The sequence below is a fragment of the Myxococcota bacterium genome (genome assembly GCA_040387835.1).
Lineage (GTDB): Bacteria > Myxococcota > UBA727 > UBA727 > JABDBI01 > JAZKCZ01.
In genome coordinates this window covers 114,947-138,137 of record JAZKCZ010000001.1, presented here as the reverse complement: position 1 = coordinate 138,137, position 23,191 = coordinate 114,947, and the positions used below count along the sequence as shown (strand labels likewise).

General features: G+C 47.8%; 24 protein-coding genes. 7 read left to right on the top strand and 17 right to left on the bottom strand.

Annotation, left to right across the window (positions count from 1 at the left end; genetic code table 11):
* Window positions 1–3 precede the first annotated feature (3 nt).
* From V4534_00680 to V4534_00660, 5 genes are read right to left on the bottom strand one after another with little or no spacing between them, the layout of a single operon-like run.
* The gene (locus tag V4534_00680; protein MES2503375.1) at window positions 4–306 is read right to left on the bottom strand and encodes a hypothetical protein; all 303 of its coding nucleotides are present in this window, start codon (window positions 304–306) and stop codon (window positions 4–6) included.
* Between the two features lie 55 nt (window positions 307–361).
* Window positions 362–1,537 (bottom strand): folylpolyglutamate synthase/dihydrofolate synthase family protein, encoded by a 1,176-nt coding sequence (locus tag V4534_00675; GenBank protein MES2503374.1) that lies wholly within the window; start codon window positions 1,535–1,537, stop codon window positions 362–364.
* An 18-nt stretch (window positions 1,538–1,555) separates the two neighbouring features.
* On the bottom strand, window positions 1,556–2,089 hold the full coding sequence (locus V4534_00670; GenBank protein ID MES2503373.1) for a hypothetical protein: 534 nt from the start codon (window positions 2,087–2,089) through the stop codon (window positions 1,556–1,558).
* Window positions 2,090–2,149: 60 nt separating this feature from the next.
* Complete coding sequence (locus tag V4534_00665; GenBank protein MES2503372.1) at window positions 2,150–2,416, bottom strand: hypothetical protein; 267 nt, start codon at window positions 2,414–2,416, stop codon at window positions 2,150–2,152.
* Window positions 2,417–2,463: 47 nt separating this feature from the next.
* A complete protein-coding gene (locus V4534_00660; protein MES2503371.1) occupies window positions 2,464–3,267 on the bottom strand; it encodes a lysophospholipid acyltransferase family protein in 804 nt (267 codons plus the stop codon).
* Window positions 3,268–3,304: 37 nt separating this feature from the next.
* Here V4534_00660 and V4534_00655 point away from each other — a divergent pair, with 37 nt between their 5' ends.
* Genes V4534_00655 through rpsT form a run of 3 tightly spaced genes read left to right on the top strand, consistent with a single transcriptional unit; the run spans window position 3,305 to window position 4,446 of the window.
* Window positions 3,305–3,691, top strand: coding sequence for an SET domain-containing protein (locus tag V4534_00655; protein ID MES2503370.1), 387 nt, complete (start codon window positions 3,305–3,307; stop codon window positions 3,689–3,691).
* On the top strand, window positions 3,691–4,176 hold the full coding sequence (gene coaD / locus V4534_00650; GenBank protein ID MES2503369.1) for a pantetheine-phosphate adenylyltransferase: 486 nt from the start codon (window positions 3,691–3,693) through the stop codon (window positions 4,174–4,176). Before V4534_00655 ends, coaD begins: the two co-directional genes overlap by 1 nt.
* 33 nt (window positions 4,177–4,209) lie before the next feature.
* Window positions 4,210–4,446: a 30S ribosomal protein S20 gene (gene rpsT / locus V4534_00645; protein ID MES2503368.1), complete on the top strand. Its 237-nt coding sequence runs from the start codon at window positions 4,210–4,212 to the stop codon at window positions 4,444–4,446.
* A 65-nt stretch (window positions 4,447–4,511) separates the two neighbouring features.
* On the opposite strand, the gene V4534_00640 is transcribed toward rpsT, so the two are convergent.
* The 4 genes from V4534_00640 to V4534_00625 are packed head-to-tail and all read right to left on the bottom strand — an operon-like array spanning window position 4,512 to window position 8,802.
* Window positions 4,512–5,300, bottom strand: a complete 789-nt coding sequence (locus V4534_00640; protein ID MES2503367.1) for a class I SAM-dependent methyltransferase — start codon at window positions 5,298–5,300, stop codon at window positions 4,512–4,514.
* Window positions 5,293–5,691: a GNAT family N-acetyltransferase gene (locus V4534_00635; GenBank protein MES2503366.1), complete on the bottom strand. Its 399-nt coding sequence runs from the start codon at window positions 5,689–5,691 to the stop codon at window positions 5,293–5,295. Before V4534_00635 ends, V4534_00640 begins: the two co-directional genes overlap by 8 nt.
* Window positions 5,663–7,924, bottom strand: coding sequence for a type I DNA topoisomerase (gene topA, locus V4534_00630; GenBank protein ID MES2503365.1), 2,262 nt, complete (start codon window positions 7,922–7,924; stop codon window positions 5,663–5,665). The genes V4534_00635 and topA overlap by 29 nt, the downstream gene beginning before the upstream one ends.
* Window positions 7,900–8,802, bottom strand: a complete 903-nt coding sequence (locus tag V4534_00625; GenBank protein ID MES2503364.1) for a DNA-processing protein DprA — start codon at window positions 8,800–8,802, stop codon at window positions 7,900–7,902. Before V4534_00625 ends, topA begins: the two co-directional genes overlap by 25 nt.
* A 33-nt stretch (window positions 8,803–8,835) precedes the next feature.
* On the opposite strand from V4534_00625, the gene V4534_00620 reads away from it, so the two are divergent.
* Complete coding sequence (locus V4534_00620; protein ID MES2503363.1) at window positions 8,836–9,798, top strand: cysteine synthase family protein; 963 nt, start codon at window positions 8,836–8,838, stop codon at window positions 9,796–9,798.
* A gap of 18 nt (window positions 9,799–9,816) precedes the next feature.
* Here V4534_00620 and V4534_00615 read toward each other — a convergent pair whose 3' ends face one another.
* The 4 genes from V4534_00615 to V4534_00600 form a co-directional block, all read right to left on the bottom strand.
* The gene (locus V4534_00615) at window positions 9,817–9,993 is read right to left on the bottom strand and encodes a hypothetical protein (GenBank protein ID MES2503362.1); all 177 of its coding nucleotides are present in this window, start codon (window positions 9,991–9,993) and stop codon (window positions 9,817–9,819) included.
* An 86-nt stretch (window positions 9,994–10,079) separates the two neighbouring features.
* A complete protein-coding gene (locus V4534_00610; GenBank protein MES2503361.1) occupies window positions 10,080–10,793 on the bottom strand; it encodes a hypothetical protein in 714 nt (237 codons plus the stop codon).
* A 435-nt stretch (window positions 10,794–11,228) separates the two neighbouring features.
* The gene (locus V4534_00605) at window positions 11,229–12,983 is read right to left on the bottom strand and encodes a hypothetical protein (protein ID MES2503360.1); all 1,755 of its coding nucleotides are present in this window, start codon (window positions 12,981–12,983) and stop codon (window positions 11,229–11,231) included.
* Between the two features lie 3,196 nt (window positions 12,984–16,179).
* The gene (locus V4534_00600; GenBank protein ID MES2503359.1) at window positions 16,180–17,970 is read right to left on the bottom strand and encodes a diguanylate cyclase; all 1,791 of its coding nucleotides are present in this window, start codon (window positions 17,968–17,970) and stop codon (window positions 16,180–16,182) included.
* Between the two features lie 255 nt (window positions 17,971–18,225).
* Here V4534_00600 and V4534_00595 point away from each other — a divergent pair, with 255 nt between their 5' ends.
* The 3 genes from V4534_00595 to V4534_00585 are packed head-to-tail and all read left to right on the top strand — an operon-like array spanning window position 18,226 to window position 19,583.
* Window positions 18,226–18,375 carry a hypothetical protein gene (locus tag V4534_00595; GenBank protein MES2503358.1) on the top strand — a complete coding sequence of 50 codons (150 nt, stop codon included), beginning with the start codon at window positions 18,226–18,228 and terminating at the stop codon, window positions 18,373–18,375.
* Window positions 18,335–18,787 carry an NADH-quinone oxidoreductase subunit C gene (locus V4534_00590; protein ID MES2503357.1) on the top strand — a complete coding sequence of 151 codons (453 nt, stop codon included), beginning with the start codon at window positions 18,335–18,337 and terminating at the stop codon, window positions 18,785–18,787. The genes V4534_00595 and V4534_00590 overlap by 41 nt, the downstream gene beginning before the upstream one ends.
* Entirely contained in the window at window positions 18,780–19,583 is an 804-nt protein-coding gene (locus V4534_00585) for a hypothetical protein (GenBank protein ID MES2503356.1), read from the top strand. Before V4534_00590 ends, V4534_00585 begins: the two co-directional genes overlap by 8 nt.
* Before the next feature lie 48 nt (window positions 19,584–19,631).
* Here the strand turns inward: V4534_00585 and V4534_00580 are convergent, their stop codons facing one another.
* From V4534_00580 to V4534_00565, 4 genes are all read right to left on the bottom strand, one after another.
* A complete protein-coding gene (locus V4534_00580) occupies window positions 19,632–19,859 on the bottom strand; it encodes a hypothetical protein (GenBank protein MES2503355.1) in 228 nt (75 codons plus the stop codon).
* A 114-nt stretch (window positions 19,860–19,973) separates the two neighbouring features.
* Window positions 19,974–20,228, bottom strand: coding sequence for a hypothetical protein (locus tag V4534_00575; GenBank protein ID MES2503354.1), 255 nt, complete (start codon window positions 20,226–20,228; stop codon window positions 19,974–19,976).
* Between the two features lie 74 nt (window positions 20,229–20,302).
* Window positions 20,303–22,618, bottom strand: coding sequence for a DNA polymerase I (locus tag V4534_00570; GenBank protein MES2503353.1), 2,316 nt, complete (start codon window positions 22,616–22,618; stop codon window positions 20,303–20,305).
* A gap of 11 nt (window positions 22,619–22,629) precedes the next feature.
* Complete coding sequence (locus V4534_00565; GenBank protein ID MES2503352.1) at window positions 22,630–23,190, bottom strand: hypothetical protein; 561 nt, start codon at window positions 23,188–23,190, stop codon at window positions 22,630–22,632.
* Window position 23,191 lies beyond the last annotated feature (1 nt).

Here is a 23,191-nt window from a genome sequence, read left to right as displayed (position 1 = left end):
AGCCTAGTTTTTCCTAGGCGCTGGCATGACTTCAGGAACAATCACATCCTCTGATTGTTCTTCAATCATGTTCAATTGAACGCGATCGCGACAGCCGCCTCTAAAATAATCTTTGCAATGCGAAGGGGCGCACAATGCCATCAGAGTGAAAACCAAAAGCAAAGCATGTCCAAATTGCATCCGGGTCGCTGGTGTCACCGCCGTAATTACTTTGTTCCAGGTGTAAAATACCAACATGGAGGCAAACAACCACCACAAAACGCCCAAACCTAAAGCCCACATCCAAAATCCTGCACAACAAGTCATTTTGATACTCCTTTCAAACGAAACTCTAAGCGATTCAGGTCATATAATGCAACTATCAATACATCATTGAAATATTATCGATGGGCATCGATAACATCTTAGAGCGCACCAGCCCCGTCCAATAGAGCGAACCGGTGACAACACCATGCCCTTTTTCGTACTCAAATTGATCTGAGACCTGCACATTGGCGAAGCCAGCTTGCTCAAAACAACTTGCTACCTGCTGCGCAGGCACCGCCCGCAAAGAAGTCGATTGACCCGCGAATATTTTGGCAAGCGGGAATGCGTGATGCCAAAGACTGGCGATTTCTTCCCCGTTGTGCCCCTCAGTCAGGCCCACCGAAAGAAACTCGGGCGCTACGCCATCGGCCTGTAGCGTCGCAATCAAAGCGCGCGTGCCGGACGGGTTGTGCGCACCATCCAAAATAAGCCCGTTCGGCAAAACTTCATAGCGACACGGCCATCTGGCAGATGTTAAGCCCTGCCTAATAACCGGCTCTTCCAACGTTAATCCAGCAGCCTTAATCATGGCTACAGCAAGTGAAGCGTTGGCCATTTGGTGCTCGCCTTTGAGGCCTAAATCCCCAGGGCTAACTGGGGCCCTATTTTTAACGAGAGCGCCAATCTCATTAGCCCGAGCATTTAATATCTCGGTGACTTCAGCCGCTTGCTCGCTCCAAATGACGGGCACACAAGGCTTCATAATGCCTGCCTTTTCGTAAGCAATTTGTTGCACTGATTCGCCCAATATCTGCTGATGATCGAGATCAATTTTCGATATGCCGCACACCAACGGTCTCACCGTATTGGTGGCATCCAACCTGCCGCCGAGCCCTACTTCAATGACTGCGAAATCCACCTTTGCGTTGGCGAAATGCAAAAAAGCCATGGCAGTCATGCGTTCGAAAAAAGTGCCCTTTTGTGGAACTAATGCCTCAAGGAGAGCAAAATCATCCTCGCTAATAAGCTCACGATTAATTTGAATGCGCTCCCTGGCGCAAGTTAAGTGCGGACTCGTATATTGGCCCACCGAAAAGCCAGCCGTTCGCAAAATCGACTCAATAAAAACACAGGTGCTGCCTTTGCCATTGGTGCCAGCCACATGAAAGATGGGAAACTGGCGTTCGGGGTACCCCAGCTGCTGGAGCATCCCCTGCATGCGCTCTAGCCCTAAAGAAATCGGGGGGCCAGAGTTAAGCAAGCTCTCTAGTGAGCGTTGGTAAGAATTCACTTACCTTCTCTAGCAAGTTTAGTTCTGATCGCCAATCGGTGCGTTCATTGTAGGAGGCGCAGCCAACACCATATGATGAATGCCTAATGAAGCGATAGACCCGACGAACAAGGTCAAAGTGGACAACGTTGCAGCAACACCAACTCCGAACGATGAAGTCACCCAGCCATGATCGTCCCGCGCTTCGTCTTTGGAATACGCAATGCTGTTACCATGCAATGCTGAGCCAGCGAAAAAGCCTGCCACCCCTTGAAGACCGACGTAGCTCAAAAAACCACCGCATGGCAAGGAAGCCATGGCGGCAAGATTAAGAACCGCGGCGACACCATGGGAAGCTGTTGCACCCTCTTGATTCGCGCGGCGGGGCTCTCCCTCGATAGGCGAGATCTGGTCTTTAGATTCAAAAGAAAATCCTGCAGCAATGGCATGAAGTGCTGTCGGAACAATGGTCGCAATGCCAAAGCCTAATCTCAGAGAATCCACCACGGCATGCGCAGGGGCGGAACCAATACAAACAACCATCGTCAAGGCTAAAAACGAATTTTTAAGCATAAAAAAAGTCCTCCAGTCCCTAAAGACAATCGGACTTTTCAAATGATTCCGGCCCCGTGATTAGGCCATATTTTCTAGATCTAAGAAGGCTTTATCCGATGGTCCATCGATTTGCAAAACTTTGAGATCAGGATCTAATTTATTTATTTTTGCTTGCGCAGAAAATAGGGGCTTGGCCAAAAGTACCACGCTGATACCACCCTTTTTAATTTGTTTCAGCCCTGCCTGGATGGTGTCGGTGTAGAGTAGTTCAAGTGGTTTACCGAGTTTAGACATACTTTCTAAATAAGCTGGAAATTCTTTTGTATTGCCATCAATTAATAGCATTCGCATAATGTTTGCCCCCTTTTAGGATTATAGCAAACGAATGGTTATCACGTTTTGAAATGCGTGCTGGCTTTTAGTTGGTATGGCGCCTCCAGTAGCTCATTGATTGCTCGGGTCAACATCAACGACTTATTCGCACCAGCAAAGACCAAAGGTTTGCCGATTCGGTAGTGCACACGCCCTTTTCTTGCCCATGGCAGCTTGCCCGGGTACACCAAATCGGCGCCCTGAGCCCCCACGGGAACGATGGGAACATTTTGTTTGATGGCTTCCTGGATTAAATCAGGCTGGCAAGGCAGAAGTCTTTTCGAGGGGCTACTTTGGGGGAAGGCGATGATATGGCACTGCTGGCTGCTTAAGACATCCGTCGTTTGCAACTGCCAACGCCGAAGCATTTGTTCGTAGGTACGGTGAACCTGGTGGGCCAAATCCTGCTCAATCGCTTGTTTCACAGCCGTATATTCATCCGGATCTGCCCTTCGGCCAAATTGTTTGCCTATCTCGCTCAAAATCAGCTGGCTTTTGCTCGGGACCATAATCCCGCCGCTTGCCTTCCAAATGGGCTTTAGCATGGGGTTTTCGAAGTCTTTCGCTTTAACGAACGAAATGACTCTGCGGTGATGTTTTTCCTGCCTGAGAGCAAACTGAAATGGCCAAGCGGTATAATAAGCCGGCTGATTCATTGCGATGATGACACTCTTATCTTTGGGGAGGTTTTCCAGGCCCTCGATCACAATATCGACACCAAAAAACCAATGATAATTAAGCGATAGGAAGCGGTCATACCATTGGTGCGCCTGGAGCAATTGTCCAAAAGCGGCATTCTTTAAATAGAACCTATGGGAAACCATGGGAATACTCTTTCAGCAATAAAGGATTTTTAGCAACATGCTCCTCGTAAAAACCAAACTAGGAATGAGTTCCATCAACGGCGTCGGTCTGTTCGCTGACGAATTTATTCCTCAAGGCAAAGTCACCTGGAAAAGCACCTCTGGCTTTGATCTCAAATGCACACCCAAAGAGCTAGAGATTCTCTCTGAGCCTTCTAAAGAGAACTTTTTTAGGTATAGCTATCTGAGCAAGCGCTCGGGGCTTTATGTTTTGTGTTTCGACAACGCCAGGTTTTTTAATCATTCGTTTGAGCCCAACATCTTGGACGCCGACTCCATGGAAAGCGATGAGGGCGTTGACATAGCTGCACGTGATATCTACCCAGGCGAAGAAATGACTTGTGACTACCGGCTTTTTGATGCACAGTTTGTCGGTTTTCGCTAATGCGCACGGTGATTTATCCTGGAAGCTTTGACCCTCTCACCAACGGTCATTTAGATATTATTGAAAGAGCCTGTAGGACTTTCGACCATGTGGTTATTGCGCTGGCAAATAACCCTAATAAAACGGCCTTTTTATCCCGGTCTCAGCGCCTGGCGCTGCTTAAAGAGTGCACCCAGCATTTAGAGACCGTAGAAATAGATAACTTTGACGGACTTTTGGTGGAGTACGCTAGGAAGCGTGGCATCAAAACGGTGCTCAGGGGACTTAGAGCCGTCAGTGACTTTGAGTATGAATTCATGATGGCCAATATGAACCGCCAGCTGGCAGATGATATTGAGACGGTATTTATGATGACTGGCCAGACTCATTTCTATGTGTCTTCTAAGCTGGTCCGTGAAGTTTCTCAGCTCGGTGGGGATATTAGCGCTCTGGTACCAAAAGCGGTTTCACACGCCCTGGCCCATTTGACAAACGAGATTAAATAGGGCTTAAATCCACCATTCGGAGATCATCACATTATGGCCAACCATGTTTCTGCAGCCAAAAGACACATTCAGTCTGAAAAACGCCGTTTGAGAAATCGCAGCGTTAAAAGTGCATTGCACACCCAACTTAAGAAAACACGTCTTGACGTGAACCCTGAAAACGTTCGTTTGGGACAACAATCGTTGGCGATTGCTGCCCGTAAAGGCGTGCTTCACTGGAAGACGGCAGCTCGTAGAATTTCTCGATTGATGAAGGCTTTGAAGGCTTAAGAAGCGGGCCTCTCCCGTTTTTAGCAAGCTAAAAACTCCCTCTCCAGCTTCGCTAGAGAGGGTTTTTAAAACCGGGCGTAAGTGCTTAAGGCTAAATCGCCGACTTTGAGCTCGCCGGTTTCAATTTTTTCTCCCTTAAAATGTCGAGCCACCAGATCCCTTAGATCTTCTGGCTCTAAATTCATGGCATAGCTGTTCAGCAAAAACAGCTTAGGATGCTCAGGCAGTACGCGCTTACAAGCACCTAACAGCTCCCCGATATCCCGCTTGAATAAGAAGTTATCCGCATCCGCCTTCCCGAAAGGTGGTGGATCCAAAATTACGCCGTCATAAGTTCTTCCGCGGGTCGCTTCCCGTCTTAAAAAAGCCATGGCATCTTCCACAATCCAGCGAATTGGCATCTCGCCCAGGCCGCTCAGCTTGGCATTGTCAGACGCCCAACGTACAGCGCCTTTTGATGCATCCACATGGCAGACCTCAGCCCCTGCACGCGCGCAAATCATGGTGGCAGCGCCTGTGTAGGCAAACAAGTTTAAAATCTTCATGCCGGGCTGCACTTTCTTGGCAAGCCATTGCCAGTTGGCTTCCTGCTCTGGAAACACACCGATGTTTTTGGAGTTGGTAACCCGTAGCTCCAATTTCAAGCCATCATATTCAATCACCCATGGCTCTAGCGGTGGATCCCATTCGAAGTGCCTGGTTCCTTGGCTACGGCAAGCGCTATCTTCTTTCCAGCTGAAAATAGGATTTTTGGGCTGCTTTTGAACGCTGCCTTCCGGTCTAATCAGTTTTTTAGATCCAAAGCGTTCAAATTTAAGACCTTTACCGTAATCAATTAATTCATAATCAAGCATGTTTCATCACTAGCGCATCTTCTGGATAGTAGCCAGGGCGCGTAGCCACAATCTCAAAGCCCATCTTTTCGTAGAAAGAAATAGCGCTGGTATTTAGGACATTCACTTCAAGCCAAAGTGGCTCCTTGGGCAATAGCGCCAATAATTGCTCGGCCAACTGCTGCCGTCTGAACTCAGGATGCGTCATGATTCGAAAAATCCAGCGCTCACCCGCAACCATACGCGTCAGTAAAGCAGAGCGTAGTTCAGGTGCGAACACACCCAAGTTCAGTGCATCTGGATGAGCGAGCTCTTCCGACAATGCCTGAGGAGACCAAGCTTTGTCAAAACTTACTTTATCCAGCGCGCTTAAGGCGTGTAAATCACTCAGCTGTAGCTTTCTTATAATCACAAGATGGACACTTAATCTGAGCCCCGGCTTTGGAAACTTTCTCCACCAAATAAATGCTCTCGCACACAGGGCAAGGTGTATTGATGGGCTTGTCCCAGGATACGAAATCGCAGGTTGGGTAGGTTGAGCAGCCGTAGAAAACCTTGCCACGCTGGCTTCGCTTGATCGCCACTTCGTTGGTACACTTCGGGCACTTGATGCCGGTTGGCATTGGCATGGTGCCTGAGCAGTCAGGGTACCTGCTGCAACCTAAGAACGACCCAAATTTGCCGCGTTTAACGGTCATGGGCGCGCCGCAAATTTTGCAGACTTTGTCTGTGGTTTGCACCGCATCAACGACAATCTTGCCAGTGTCATCGCGTTTGAAACCGACGGTGTTTTTGCAGTCGGGGTAGCCCGAGCATCCAAGGAAACTCCCGGTTTTTCCCCATTTGACGACCATTTTATGTTCGTTGCACTTTGAACATACAATATCAGTAGGCTCTTCCATGCGTTTCACATTACGCATGGACTCTTTGGCGTCGCTCAGGGATTCTTTGAATGGATCGTAGAAATCGTTCAGGACTTTTTTTAGGGTGGCATCGCCTTCTTCGATTTTATCGAGATTTTCTTCCATGCCAGCCGTGAACGCAACGTCCATGACTTTAGGGAAAGACTCGATCAGCAGGTCGGTCACAATCATGCCGAGTTCAGAAGGGTAAAAGCGCCCTTCCTTCTTTTCGACGTATTCTTTGTCCTGAATAACCGACAAAATGCTGGCGTAGGTTGACGGTCTACCGATGCCTTTGTCTTCTAGTTCTTTAACCAAGCTCGCTTCGGTGAATCTTGGGGGCGGCTGGGTAAAGTGTTGCAGCGCGTCGATTTTTTTGAAAGCAATCGCATCGCCTTTTTCAACTTGAGGCAACTGAGTCTTGGTTTCGTCTTCTTCGTCCTTTGCAGCCGCATCATCTTCATCGAGCTGCTCGCGATAGACTTTCAAGAATCCTTCAAACACCAAGATAGAGCCAGTTGCTCTTAAAATATGTCTGCCAGCGGTAATATCGATTTGAGTTTGATCGTATTGAGCCGGTGACATTTGAGATGCCACGAAGCGCTCCCAAATGAGCTTGTAGAGCTTAAACTGGTCGGGCTTTAAATAAGCGCGAACGAACTCAGGCGAGTAGGCCAAAGACGTCGGCCTGATGGCCTCATGCGCTTCCTGGGCACTCTTTTTATTCTTATAATAGTTAGGTTTTTCAGGTAGAAAATCGCTGCCAAAAGTCTGAGCGATGTAATCACGCACAGATGACATGGCGTCCGCGCTGATGCTGGTCGAGTCGGTACGCATGTAGGTGATCAAACCCACGGAGCCTTCTTCGCCCAAATCAACCCCTTCATAAAGGGATTGAGCCAACATCATGGTTTTTTTGGTCGTAAATCTAAATGCTCTGGCTGCATCTTGCTGCAATTTAGAGGTAATGAACGGTGGGCCGGACTTACGTTGTCGTCGAGACTTGTTCACTTCACTGACAACAGGGTTTGCTTGTTCAAGCTCACTCTTAACACTAGAGGCCTGATCGCCAGTAGTGAGTTCTGCTTTTTTGCCGTCGGTTTTAAGCAGTTTAGCAGTAAACAGAGGCTTTTTACCGGCGTCACTGAGCGCTTCTACACTCCAGTACTCGTCCGTCACGAACGCTTGAATAGCGCGTTCACGATCGACAACCAATCGCACAGCCACAGATTGCACACGGCCAGCACTCAGGCCTCTGCGTACCTTTTTCCATAGCACAGGGCTGATTTGATAGCCTACGATTCTGTCTAAGATACGACGCGCTTGTTGAGCATCGTATAGTTTTTGATCAAGCGCAGCGGGATGTAAGAAAGACGCTTGCACCGCTTTTTTGGTAATTTCATGAAAGCGAACGCGCGAGACTGGCACCTTAGGATGCTTTTCGTGAATTAAATCTGCCAAGTGGAAAGCAATAGCTTCGCCTTCGCGATCCGGATCCGGCGCCAGGTAGACCATGTCTACGCCCTTGGCGGCTTTTTGAATTTCAGCAATGACTTTGCTTTTACCTTCAATGTGAACGTATTCAGGGGTAAATTCCCCGTTGTCTAGATTAACGCCCATGCGACTTGGGGGTAAATCTATAATATGTCCCACCGACGCTTTAACATCATAACCATCCCCTAAATATTTGCGGATAGTCTTAGCCTTAGCCGGTGATTCTACGATAACGAGCGATTTTGCCATACAAATTCTGCGCCTTCTCTTTGAATCGTACCCATCAATTCAAGCTCAAGCAAGTCTGACTGGATTTGAAAAATCGGCACTTTAAGCATCTCACACAATAAGTCAAGCGTCACGCGTCCATTGTTAGATTTAAAAGCCTCCCAAATCTCACCTTCGCCTTCCGCAACAGCTGGTTCTGGAGTTGGCTCAGCAATATTTAAACCTAAACTTTCGATTAAAGCGTTGGTGTTTAAAAGTGGCCGAGCATCCGAGCTCGCTAACAAGAAATTTGCTGCTTCTGCCAGCGGGTTGTCTGGATCCCCGGGAATCGCCCACACCGGAACACCAATCTTGGCAGCATATCTAGCTGTATGCAAAGTTCCCGAGTTAAGCATGCCTTCGATAATTACAATGGCATCAGACAAAGCCGCTATGTATTGGTTGCGAGCGACGAAAAGTGTCTTGCCCAGCTTGGTCCCGGGACCATAAGTGGTGACCGTGGTGACAAGCTCAGAAGGCGCCAAATCCAAAATACGCCTGGGCCGCTCATCTCTATTTTCAAAAACCGGATCGCCGAGGACCGACAACGTCTCGCCACCCACCGACAAAGCCCCTCGATGCGCTGCATAATCGATGCCCAGCGCGCCGCCAGAGACAATTAGGCAGCCAGCGTTGGTCAGCGTGGCTGCGTAATCAAACGCTCGCTTTAAACCGAGCGCAGAAGGCTTCCGGGTGCCAACAATACCTACTGTAGGCTTGGCGTGCAGCAAGGCAGCGTTGCCGCGCAAGTAGGCGCGCTTTGGCACACTGGGTGAGCGCACCAGCCGGCCCAGTTCAAAAGGCCCGTTCTCACCTAAAACTTTTCCGCCGCTTTTTAAAAAATAATTTACATTCGACATCGAGACTCGTGTAGTGTTCCAAAGGAGTTTTAAATGCAAGTACTCGACTCGATTTTGGAAAGTATCGGCAATACCCCCATCGTGAAGTTGGCGCGTATTGGCGCGGATTTAAACGTCAATCTTTTGGTTAAATGCGAGTTTCTAAATCCAGGCGGCTCTATTAAAGATCGCATTGGTCTATACCTGGTCCGACAAGCTGAAAAAGAAGGATTGCTGAAACCCGGTGGCACCATTGTTGAAGCAACCAGCGGCAATACCGGCCTAGGCCTCGCGTTGGCTGGAGCTCGCCAAGGTTACAAATGCATTTTTGTGATGCCGGACAAGCAAAGCGAAGATAAAAGACGGTTATTACGAGCGGTCGGTGCCGAAGTCGTTATTTGTCCAACAGATGTGGAGGCCGAGGATCCGCGGAGCTATTATCAAGTAGCCATGCGCATCGCCAAAGAAACGCCTAATTGCTTTTACGCTAATCAATATCACAATCAGGACAACCCGGACGCTCATTACCACAGCACTGGCCCTGAAATCTGGAAGCAAATGGGGCACGAGCTGGATGTCTTTATCACGGGCATTGGCACCGGCGGCACGGTCGTTGGCACGTCCAGGTTTTTGAAAGAAAAAAATGCGGAAGTCCAAATCGTCGGTGTTGATCCGGTAGGCAGTATTTATTTTGACCTGTTTCATCACGGAAAGCCTGGACCGATTAAGTCCTATCGCATTGAGGGAATTGGAGAAGATTTCATGCCGTCAACGATGAATATCGCCTGCATGAACGATGTTATCCAGGTGGGCGACGAAGAATCATTTGCGATGGCTCGCAGACTGATTAAAGAAGAAGGCCTTTTGTGCGGCGGATCGTCCGGTTCTGCGGTTGTGGGGGCGATTAAATATATCAAGGAAAGGATGCCAGCGTTTAAGCGGGCAAAGCCTAATATACTGGTCGTACTGCCGGATGCATCCAACAGATATCTAAGCAAATTCCTATCGGAAGCCTAAGAGAGGTAATCTGGATTTTTAAATCTGCATGCTCTTGTCGCAGTGCAACAAATCTCCGACAAAGTTCAGCCGAGCCAAAGTAAGCTCAACTGAAAACAAAGAATTAACAGAGTAAACATTGAAAGTCCCGACAAGATTACGCATTCCAGAGATTCTTCTTTGAAGCGCCATAGAGAGATCTGCTAGGCTCGTCATTAGCTTTGGAACTATGCACGTCTTTCCAAGGCAACTTGAGAGCTAACTCAACCAAAAAATCAAATGCTTTCCTTATTGGAAGCTAACTAACCATTGGATAAGCAAATAATTGGTTTGAATCCGCTGCAATTCGCGGATAAAGGATTGTCCGAGCTACAACTACCAATATCTCCTAAAGACGGTGTTGTATCTACTGTGTAGGAATAAGGGCACGCTGTAACAGTACAACCCCATGTGCTTTCCTGGCAACTTACACCATTCCCATTTAGGCCCGCATCACCGGTTTCTAAGAAAGCAATGGCGTTGGGACTGCTTACACAATCCTGGGGATAAGGAATTATTACCATGGAACCACCAACATTCGATTGGTTATTACTCCAAACGTTATTGTTATAACCACAAGTGGAAGAGCTTGCGACTGGTACAACAAAATTTTTGGGGAGTATCCAAGTATGCTTTGTGAACCCCACATAGGGATTCGTATTACACTGCCATATACTAGGCGGACCACCCGAAGCACCCAAGCCTGTCCAAAACCCCGTACTCTTTGAATTTAAATATACATCACCATGCTTATCTTCCATTTTTAGAGAATTCCCACTGAGGCTTTGGGTGCCGTCAGGCATATTGTATGGAATTTGAGGCAAACCGCCAACCAACGAAAAGTTTAACAAACTAAAGCGTGCCGCTCCATCCGTCCCTAGTTGATTTGGATTATTGTCCGGTTGAGCGATAATCAACGCTTTCCATGAAGTAATATTTCGTATTGTCGGCAACTTCGATTGCTGGGCCTGACTCATACACCAGTCATCTAATGACGAATAACCTTTGGCCATAATATTATAAATGTAGTCCTGATTAGAGCCCAGTCCAGAAGTCGCAGTCCCAGGCTGGATGGGATCGGTAGCGAACCAAATTAGGGGGTTAGTGGGAGACGGGATACATACGTTAGCTTGGCAGGTATAGTTCGAAGGGCACCCGGAAACCTTAGTACCATCAGCTAGGACACCACACTCTCCGTCTTCTGTAATCCTCCATTGGCCGTTTAGACAAATATGCCCCTTATCATCAGCTGTATTTCCGTTACAATTCGCTAAATCACCAGAGCCGAGACTTTTTTCTCTGCCGCAGGTACTTATCACCAACACTGAGAGGGCAACCAAAAGAATACGCATAAGATTAATGTATCATAGCAAACGAGCCGCAATCTTGTGGGAGTTTTGTTTTTTAATGAGTCACACGCAGCTGTAGCTGCCAACATTGAACAGACACGCCTGACCGGGAGGGCAGACTCCGAAGTTGGGACCGCAAGTATTCGGACAAGCGCCTTGTGTACACGTCGCTCCATTACTGCAGGCGTTAGAATCTCGACATTCAACACAGCTTAATTTTACACAGAACGGCGTGCGTCCTGAGCAATCAGCATCGCTGCTGCACTGACCACAGCTTCCATTTATACATAAATTAAGCTGAGGTGGACAATCCCTAGGCCTTTCACATTCGGATTGGTACGCTCCTCCGTAAGCACCTGTATTGGGATTTCCAAAATAATCTTTAGAATAGACTATCGATTGGCTGCTTGCTGGAATGGTTTTTCCTGAAAGGACAGGAGAGCAATTGCGATACGTGGGTGCAATACAGTCCGAAAATTCGGTGGCATCACACACATTTGTCGCAGATGTATATGTATTAAAAGTAATTTTGTGATTGGCATCATTCATTGCAGGTAAGGTGCCACAAAGTGACGTGCCGTCACATTGCCCGTTGCCATAATTGTATGCGATAGCCGGGCACATATCGACATATGAAGCCTCTATCAGATTAGAACTATTCACAATATTAGGCTGAGGAAAGCCTAAATTGCTCAAAATCGAATTAATCTGAGTAGGCCAAAATTGAGATTTGACAGAAAGATTTCTATTTCCAGCCCACTCTAGAAAACTCGTATCATTAAAGGGACGTAGTCCCTTATTGTTTCGGAATAAGCTGTTCACTATCTGCGATGCAGAAGCTCCAGTAGTAACATCATAAATACCTCCACCGCCGGCATTGTAAGCTGCGTTCTCAATAACAGTTAAATTGGATAAGTTGGCGCTTACAGCACCGCCCAAATATAACCCTCCACCCGCGAAACTCGCCCAATTTCCTGTAAACACGGAGCTGGCGACAGTTAACGGTGAAGTAGAATAGATGCCGCCACCATTATAATAAGCCTGATTTAGGTTAAACTTAGACGCATATACTTGTAACGGTGCAGTACCAGCAGCGGCTACGCCCCCACCGCTACCCTGATATACAGCGTTCGGACATGAACCACCCGTGCAACTGCCCGTTGGGCATACGCCTTGATTGCCTGCAATCGTGCATAAAGGCGACAAAGTTGAAACAGCGTAGAAACCGTTGCCGTAAATAGTTACCCTTTCAATCGTGCTTGCAAAGGTCGAAGAAGAATTATGGCTGATTGCACCGCCGCTTGTTTGCGCGGTGTTGAGAGAGACTATCGAATCTCTGAGCGTTATCCCGCCTAAATTCTTAATGCCGCCTCCATCGGCAGTCGTACTATTTTCAACAATGCGCAAATTTTGCAGCGTGGCATTAATGTTGCTGCAAACTGTAACCCCACCTGCTGCTTGAGAGGCAGGTGTTGCGCTAGACTTTGTACAGGCCGGGTTGAGAGTGGTAGAACTGCCATCCTTTAACTGAAACCCATCTATGACGAGACTAAAATTTTTGCCGGAACTCCCATCTCCCAGATACAAAATTGGAGATTGCCCGTTACTATCTAGAATCGTTCCGCTAAAACCATGCCTTCCTAAAGGAGCAGGATTTGCCTGAGCAGGCAAAGGGGTTGCAAGCGCAGGATCTGTTCGATCATAAACTGTGTTTTCAGTACCAGCAAAACCACCATAGATTGCCACCGAGGTGTTAACCAAGAGCGGAGAACTAAGTTGCGTCGTTCCAGCTGAACTATTCTTAACCCAAATACCCAAACCGTTTGGACACTGCTGTTGCGTTACCGGAGATGACGCTGTAGGCCAACTCGCGATTTGACATGTTCCGTTGTTGCAACTTTGACCAACGGGGCATAGCTGGGATGAAGAACACGAGGCGCAGGAGTTTCCGGAGTCACAAGCTGTGGTTGTGAGGTTATTGAGTGCCGTAGCTAGCTGCGAAGGTGGCCAATATTTTGATCCGGTTGAGGTTAACAAAACGCATTGCGTAGAGCAGTCTTTGGCACAATGGCCGTTATTTCCATTGCCCGCGCCATCCTTGTTGGGCTGGCAGTTACCTTGTGGCGATGCGGACCAATCCGATGGGCATCCCGAAGCAGCAGAAAGATATTTACTGCTGTCTCCTTCATCGCATACTTCACCGGTTGTCAGATATCCATCACCACACTGTTTGGTAATGCATTGAGTATTGGCACAAATTGTTCCAGACGAGCATACTGCTCCTGCCGATGAGCCGCAATGGCACTGACCATCAGCGCCACATGTTTCACTGGCTAAACAGTAATTTCCGGTGCTTCCGCATGGCGTCAAGCAGTGTCCACTAAAGCAAGCTTGCCCTTCTAGGCACCCGCCGGGGCCACAAGTGTTATCGCTGAAACCAGGGACGCATTGATTGTCGATACAGGCGCCTACGCAAGGAGCTCCACCGCATTGAATGGGTGTAGCGCATTTTCCCTGGAGACAGGACTGGCCAGCGGCACATCGTTGCCCGTTACAAGTGCAATTACCGTTGCTGCAGATTCCGTTATCTCCACAGGATGGGTTGCTACCGCACTGACACACTGCTGCAGTCCCGCTTCCCTGACAAGTTTCACCGGGGTTACATCCTTTGTTGGTGCTTCCGCATTGACAGACGCCTGCAGGGCCCAATGCTGAACAGTTTAAGTTAGCGCTACAAGCAGGTCCACTACCACACTGGCAGTTTTCATTGCTGCAACTTTCGTTTAATCCGCATACTGTTCCACCGCATTCAACAGGCGTACAATAACTATTATTATAGCAATTTTGATAGCCTGGGTTACAGGCGCCGACAGACTTGCAAGTTTGATATTGGCAATAACCACCTAGACATTGTTGACCTTCAGGGCACTGTGAAGAAGTTTTGCAAGCCGTATAACAAATTTCCTGAACACAAGTCGGGTTAGAGTTGTTGCAGTCTGTTTGACTCTGACAACTCTGTTGGCAATAATGTGCCTGAGTGCAGATGTTGCTTGCGGTATTATAGCGAGTGTTGCATTCGCTAGGTGAATTGCATGTGTATTCGCAGAGCGAAGTTATGGGGCTGCAAATTAGACCACTTTCGCAATTGCCTACAGCGCCCGGTGTTAGGCACGCGCCCCCCAAAGAAATGCCGGATTGGGTTTGTCTCTGTAGGTGTTTCAAAGAAGCTGAACCATTCTCACTCGAGCAGGCACCGAACAAGTACACGACAAGCAATAAAACCGGATAAATCATACCATCTCCTCAATTAAAGCCACATACGCTGGAAGAAATACATTGTTGCTTGGTCTGAACCGAACAAGTATTAGTCCCTTGCGGGTTATATGCTGTTTCCGGTCCCATACATTGCAAACCACAGAAGCCGGCAATAAATCCGGGGATTTTGTTGGGATTGTAAGCACAATAGTATGGTCCCGAAGAGGTGGGACACCCGCCGGATTTTGGCGGCGAATCTCCTATGGCGTAACCGTTACAGGGAATTTCGCAGCTGAAACTCGAAAAACCCTCAACGCCAACATAATTTAAGCATCCATTTCGAATCGAATCCTGGCTCGGGCACGAGTTAGTGGAGGAGCAGCTTGCTACACAAGTGGCACTTGTAGGGCTACAAGCAAGCCCGTTAGCGCAAGGTATGGAAGGATCGCAGGGAATTCCACATGCATTATTAATACGATCACATCTGGTGCGACCAGCCGTCGGACAATCTGCGTCTTTGCTGCAGGGTAACTGACATACGCCTTCGGCACATATTAAGGAATTACTGTTACAATCATTGGTTGATGTGCATTTTTTCTCACAGGTTCCCGGCCCATTTATATAACCCAGGGCATAGCATTGGTCGCGTATGGGGTCTGTACATCCTGAGCTTGAACTTCCTAGTGTGCACAGAGAAACACAAGTAGAGGAAACTGGGCTACATGCAAATGCAGCGGTAACAGGTTGTCCGGTAGAAGTTGGCGTATAAGTAACGTTAGGGCAGTTACTGACGTTGGTAGAGCACTCAACTGCGCAAGTATTTGTAATCGGATCTGGTTGCAGTGGTTGGCCATTATATATTCCAGCACAAGGCAAATTGATCGTAGCTGGGAACTTACAAAAGCCTCCAGATGCGCTGAAATTAGTAGGGCATTGACCAGAGCCTTCGAGCAGGACCATGGCGCAATAACCACCCGTAGTACATACTGCAGTCGCACCACTGCTACCGGTAGGCATTAGATTGCATACATCAGAACTACTCAGGCAGTTCGGCTCACATGCGCCGGAAATTGGGTTGCAAATTCTGTTGTCAGCGCAGCTATTACTATCGCTACATTTAGGGAAACAGGTTCCTGCTTTTTGAGTATTCGTAGGTGGAAAGTGAAAATCGCACACTTCCTCAGAAGAACAATCTGACTGCTGATTGCAGGGGGTTGAAGGGCCTCCACCATTCCCTGCGCCGCCTGGGGACGTCACCGACTTGCTGCAAGACACACTAGCTAACAGGAGAGCCAAACAACAAATCCGATTTATGAGCGAAATCATATTATTGAGACTGTAAGAAGCAAGTCTCCCGGCTTGCAAGCTGAAGTGCTATATTTTAATTTTATGTTTTTGAGACTGGTTCTAATGTCGTCTTGTATAGATGCCATCAACTTGGTCGCCACTTCTTAGCAATCGGGCTGGTGGACAAAAGCCGATTTGGCGGTTGACATAGTAGACTGTAAATTGCTTAACTGCGTTTTAATTTGATCTCGCTTAACCAGAAGCGCTCGTCCTAAAGTTTTGATATTCTCTATAGAACTCGATATTGATTTAGCGACTGCGTCAGCGCATTCGAATCAAAAGCTGCTTCAGAAAACTTAAGAATTGCAGCTCTTACTTCACTTGTCAGATCATCTCTACGCTTCTGCAACTCTTACTCCCTGGCTTCTGCTTGCTTGAATCTGTCGTATGTTTCCTTAGCTTTAACGAAATTTTACAAGGTTATCACCTGGAATAGCAGCGCCCGGTCGCGGCCTTGGTGCTTGGCAGCATATAACGCTCTGTCGGCTGTATCTACTAAGTCCTTTTCTGAAATATTAGGAAACCAAGAAATACCTATGGAGACTGACAGGTATCCTAGGGGTTGTTCACTCGCGCCTTTCACATCCAGTTGCCGGACCGCTTCAACCAGTTTCTGAGCAACTTCTATCGCCGCCTCTTCACTAGTTTGCGGTAGAACCACGCAGAATTCCTCGCCACCGAACCTAGCGACACCATCCACTTTCCGAACAGAGTTTAGCAAACAACTGGCTATCTCTTTCAGGGCAATATCCCCGAGCAAATGGCCCATGCGATCGTTATAGAGCTTAAAATGATCCACATCGATCAACAAAATGGCAAGTGGTGAAGAAAAGCGCTGCGCCCGAATGATTTCGTTCTCGAGCATCCGCTCCATAGCACGGCGGTTCATGACGCCCGTTAACGGATCGGTCGTAGCAAGCTCTAGTGTTTCCTCGTAGAGTTCGGCATTTTTAAGCGCAATCGATACCAGCGCGCCCAATGTATCCAACATGCTAATATCTTGCTGATCAAAAGCATTGGTTTTATAATGAAAGAAGGTCATCACGCCGATGACTCTGTCTTGATACATCATCGGAACTGACAAGGCAGATCCCCTCGGCATGTCCGGATGGTCCCTAAATCTCACGCGCTCATCCAAATTAATGTCCGATACCAATATTGACCTAGCAGTGCTTGCGGCGGTACCGGTAACCCCTTCGCCAAAAGCAAAGTTGAGATTTTCAAAAAAAGGAGTTTCCAAGAAACCTGACGCCACTTGCATAACCAACCTAGAGTCTGGTGAGACCAGAAACACACCGAAATCCGGCCAGCCCAGCTTATCCCTTAACAAAGCGACCAAACGAGTTACCAGCACCTTTTTGCTCAACACCCCGCCCAACACGTGCGCTGCTTCCATCAAAAGATTCTGGGCCTGTATGCGCCTGTTCAGACTAATATTAGCAAGCTCCAGCTGGTCCTTCACCGACAGCTGCTTGTGAGCCTGTTCGAGATCTTGCTCAAATTCAATTTCTTTAACCTGCATTCGGGTAAGCGCGGCTAACAAGCTATTAAAAGCTTTGGCTAAAACACCGACTTCATCCAGATAATCAACTTGTGCGCGAACCAAAAACGAGCCTTTTTGTGCATTTCCCATGGCTTTAATTAAACGCTCTAATCTGATGCCAACGATGCCGTGAGTCATCCACCCAATGAGCAGAGCCAAAACGAAAATCACCACTAAAAAAGCGAAGGCCATCTTCGCTAAAAAAAACTTCGCTTCGTTTTGCAGCGTGCGTAGGTCCATGACCACTTCAACCGCGCGGATGGGTGAGTCTGGCAGACTGACCTTGCGGGTCACATATAACAAATTACCAACTTGCTTTTCGCCCTGTTCGTAAGACTCGCTGCGCGTCATCTTGTCTGGATCAGTGCTGTAAAGAATCTTATTTTTAGAACCTACGATCCGGACAAAGGCAACTTCAGCCGAGCCAGCGATGCCAAGCAATGTCTGACTAGCGGCTTCGACTTCTTCTCTGCGATCCACCGCATGATAAACGGACGAGATGGCATCTGCTAAAAGGTACGCATGTTCAATGGCGTGCTTTCGATCGATGCGTACTTGAATGGGAATTAGAAATGAGAAGGCAAAAGCAGAAATCGCCAGCCCAAAAAAGACAATCCTATAGCTAATCTGCTTTGAAACAGACAAATTCCCTTTAAACATCAGTGTTCAAGTCCTAACAATACATTACGGGAAAGATTTATGTTATTCAATTCTAAAGACCATGGCCTCATCTACTCTTCATCAACTGGCAGCTTATTCAAAACAATCTGGCGACCCCAGATATTCGATAAAGCATTTTGAACGGATTTGTCTACTTGCTTTTTTAAGCCTGGCCCTTGGGTTCAGCTTTTTAGTCTTCCCCTTTTTCATCATTGCAGTGCCTACTGTTTGGTGGGCCTATCGCCGTGGAGTTTTATGAAAAAAAGCAAAGAAGTCTATCTCGTTTCTCATAAGCTCGCGCCTTTTTTGTGGGTGAAAGATCAGCTACCCAAAAACATTAATATTCCTCACAAGACGGCAGGATATGCAACTTTTGACCCAAAAGCGGTTCACCGACCGGTTTAAAATTACAGCCATGGAGGGCTCGTTCTACGGCATGGAAACGCCCGCACATTTGCCGGCTATGGCTGTGATGCTGCGCGATGATCTTGAAGGACAACTGGATCAGTTGCTCGATTTATTCGCCTATGAAGATGAAAATGGCATCCAGCTTTTCTACTTTTTCAAAAGTAGCCAGCTGGGACATACGCTACGGCTGATCGTTAAACCGGGAGAGCCCCTATATGCACCAAGTTTGGCTAGAATTTACACCAGCGCTGACTGGCTGGAAAGAGAATGCTACGACATGTTTGGCGTGCATTTTGAAAGCCATCCGCGGTTGAAAAGGCTTCTTTTATACCCAGAGTTTGCTGGGCATCCCTTAAGAAAACATTACCCCATCGATAAAGCTCAACCACTGATTCCTATTTATGCATGAAGAGTTTATTCTATCGCCGACCGAAGAAGACTTAGCCAAATCGCATTTTAGAGGCCTTTTGCCTGGGCAAATCGATTACCCTCTGGGGCCGATTAACGAAAGCCTACCCTTCCCCATTTTTTTTCGCTTCACTCTTAGCGAGAGAAAGATTCTTAAAACCCACGTAGAAATTGGCTGGCTGCACCAAGGCATCGAGAAGCTGCTAGAAGACTCAAGCGCCACCGAAAGCATTGAGATCGTTAGGCGTATTAACCCCATCTGCCCCAATATTATCGAGCATTTTTTTAGAATTTCCGCAGGGCTCGATCCGGTCGAAGCCGATACCTTAAAAGCCGAAAAAATCGCTTACCATCTTCACTTCATTAGGCAGATATTGAAATTTCTCAGAGAGGACTATCTGTTAGTGCTCCTAAACACCAATCTTGAGCATTTTAGAACCAGCTTTTTGAGGTCCAAACGCCTCAAAACAAAGCTCTCAGGCATCGGGGCGATCAGTTTGGCCGAAGCGCTATCCTACGGTTTGACCGGTCCAAGCCTCAAAGCATGCTACGCCCCATACACTGGAGATATTTGGTCCAGGCTGGTGGTGAAACTTGAAGAAACCAGAGATCCACCCGTTGATTGCGCTCCGGAAGGTGATCTCATCTTTTCAAATTTGCCCGGCAGGGTGAGAATCAAGACACCAGCGTTTGCACATGCATCCGCATTGCCGGTTTTTTTGAAAAATGCTGACCTAGACGATTTAACTTTAATTCTGCTGAGTTTGGGGCTGGTTGGCACAGAGATCGACCGGTAGCCCAATCATGGCGACGGATGCCATCGCCATGAAGTTTTAGCCGTAAGACTAGTTGCTAGCTGGCATTTTGAGTTCTGGCTTAGCTGCTTCTGCTCTTGGAGCTTGAGCACCTGGAGCTGCTTCTTCTTTCTTTGAGTTCTTTTTCTTGGGATGACCTGCAGCTGGTTTTTGCATTTCTTCTACTTTAGGCATGTCTGCAGTTGGCTTAGCAGCTTCGTTTGCAAAGCTTGAAAGAGCAAAAGTTAAAAGCAAACCAACGATTGATAATTGACGCATGTGATATCTCCTAGAATCGCCATTAACGACGACACTCGAGGTACTAGCACATCGGATTTCAATAATTCAACCAATTTTTCCCTCTTGCGAAAAGAGGGAAAAATAAAACCGAGACTATCGGTTCATGTCTGTACGTGGTGCATCGTTCAAACGAGCATCGTCGTTCATACGTGCATCTTCTCTGACGTCTCTTGGAGCTGGACGTCCTTCTTTGTGGAATTCTTTGCTTTCTTCACGGCGAACTTCATTACCGCGACGATCTCTTTTGATTTTGACTTGAGTTCTTTCGGACTCATGTTTTTCACCTTCGAAAGCAAAGCTTGAAAGAGCAAAAGTTAGCATTAAGCCGATTACTGATAATTGACGCATGGTATCTCCTTAAATCGCCTTTAAAGTGACGATCATCAATTTAGTACCACAGGCCTTTTCCAGTATTCAAATCGTCAGTGCGCCAATGCCCAATTTTTTCCGATCCCGAACTGAACCTTGACCGGTACATTCAGCGCGTAAGCATTCTCCATCACTTGCTGAACTTTAAGCGCTACCGCTTCGGCGATCCCTTCGGGGGCTTCTAAAACCAGTTCGTCGTGCACTTGAAGTAAGATTTTTACCGCTGGGTAATTCACTTTTAAAAAGGCATCGACATCGATCATGGCTTTCTTTACCATGTCGGCGGCTGTGCCTTGGATGGGCGTGTTGGTCGCAATGCGTTCAGCGCGTGCTACCAGCATTCGATTATGGGATTTAATATCGTGCAAAAAGCGCCTGCGTCCTAGCAGCGTTCGAACTTCACCCAACTCGCGCGCGCTGTTCATCAAATCATCGCGCCATTTGAAAATGCCGGCGTATCTTTCATGATAGCGGGACAGATAGACATTCGCTTCGCTTCTGGAGATACCGAGGGTTTCGCTAAGCTTGTAGACGCCCATACCATATAGAAGGCCAAAGTTGATGGTTTTGGCCACGCGCCTTTGCGCTGCACTCACGCTTTCAAATGGGACTCCAAAAATCTCGCTGGCTGTCCTTTGGTGAACATCTTGCTCGTGAACGAAAGAATCGCGCATGAGCGGATCATTGGTAACGTGCGCTAAAATCCGCAGCTCAATTTGCGAATAATCAAGTGCTATTAAAACACAGCCCGGATCTGCGATAAAAGCCTGACGAATGCGCCTTCCCGCTTCGGTTTTGATCGGGATGTTTTGCAAGTTCGGATCGCTGGAAGATAGACGGCCAGTCGCTGCCACCGCTTGGTTAAAGCTGGTGTGCACCCGGCCCGTGGCTGGCTTTACCAGCTTGGGGAGGGCATCCACATAAGTACCCTTCAACTTGGACAACATGCGGTGTTCTAGGAGCAATTTAGGCAGTGGATGTACTTTGGCTAAATCTTCCAAAATATCAGCGCCGGTTGACTGGCTAGTTTTGGAGTTTTTGGCGCTCACTAGGCCGAGACGGCCAAACAAAACCTCACCGACTTGCTTTGGACTCGCCAGATTAAATTCTACACCAGCCATATCATAGGCTTGACCCTCTAACTCTTTGAGCCGCGTTCCAAATTCTTCGCTCATTTGCGCAAGCAAATTGGTGTCGATTAAAACGCCCGTTTGCTCCATGCCGGCTAGGATATTTTCGACGGGGATTTCGAGATTCTTGTACAGCTCCCAAAAGCCTTGTTCGCGAACTTTGTCTTCTAGGAGCTGGGTAAGCTCGTTTACGTTGTCAATGCCGTACTGCTCAGCTAAAGCGCTTAAATCGTGCTTGGCATCGGGGTTTAGCATATAGCTGGCGAGCATCGGATCGCCAGTGATTTCGCCAGGTTTAAGATATCGCTTGGCGTCATGGGCAACACCGTTTAAGCCGACTGGATCTAAAACTTGGGCAGCTATCGCTACTGGCTTATTCAAATCGGTTAATAAGCGGCTAAACTCCAGTTCTTCGTAGAATGCTTTGAGTTTGAGTAGATTAGGGCCATTGTTTTCCAAATTGGCCAAATCGAATTCGATATCCACATGGCAGTCAATGCTCACAAGCTGTTTACTCAGCCTCGCTAAATCGCTGTCTTGAAGGATTTTCTCGCGCCTTGATTTTTGTTTCATCATCGGGGCGCAATTGAGCACCGATTCGAGTGAGCCGTATTCTTGGATAAGTTCAATGGCGGTTTTTTCGCCGATGCCTTTCACGCCGGGCACGTTATCGGACGCATCTCCCATGAGGGCCAATACATCGATGACCTTATCGGGCATAACGCCGAATTTGGCTTTGACTTCAGCAGGCGTGACCATGAGTTCTGTGCCTGTTTTTGCAGCCCTGAGCTCATCTAGAAGGGATACTTCTGGAGATACCAGCTGCATCATGTCTTTATCGCCCGTGACGATTACCACAGGATGACCAGCTTCACGCGCGAGGCGGGTGAGTGTTCCAATCACGTCATCCGCTTCAAAGCCAATTTCAGCAAACTGAGCGATTTCAAAGCAGTCCACGAGCCGCTTAATCAGATCAAATTGAGGCGGTAAATCAGGCGGTGGTGGCGGCCTATGCGCCTTGTATTCAGGGTACATGTCGCTTCGAAAAGTCTTGCGACCGGTATCGAAGGCGATCGCTAAATACTTAGGCTGATGATCTTTAATGAGCTTTTGCAACATGGTGCAAAAACCATAAACGGCATTCGTCGGCACGCCCTTGCTGGTACTCAAAGATCGGATGGCATAGTAAGCTCTAAAAACATACCCAGAGCCGTCAATGATATACACAGGTTCTTTCATAAGCCAAAAACCTAGTACGCCTGCCGTCTTAGGGAAAGGGAGGCCAGGCTTTTAGAAACCAATGCGTGTGCACCAGCACCTAATATAGCCAGATAGGGTAAACTGTGCAGCGCTATGTTAGCAATGCTGTTTCCAAATACAACGGCTTTGTCTCGAGATGCGGTTGAGCCCCGTTCGATTTCACGCTCTATATCTCGCCAGGAATCGAAAATCAGCGCGTCTACATAGATCCCGCTGATATGAGAGACGAGCGAGCCAAGGCCTAAACACAATACGCCAGCCGGAGGAATCCCTACTGCCATGGACAAAAGCCCTGCACCAAACCCGGCAACCCAGCTAAAAATAGATATCATGCTGACATCATATTTCGCTCGAAATGCAGCCTGTTCTACCGGGTGATTCACAGCGTGTTCTTCCAGATCGCTCATATTTACCGCAATGGGAATCATCGCCAACATGGCTAAAAACGATGTAACTCCAATCCCCAACGCTAGCGTCTCCACGGTCTCCCGAGCCTCTACGCTGGCAAAAGCCATTTGAGATATCAAAATTGAGCACATCAGCACTTTCATG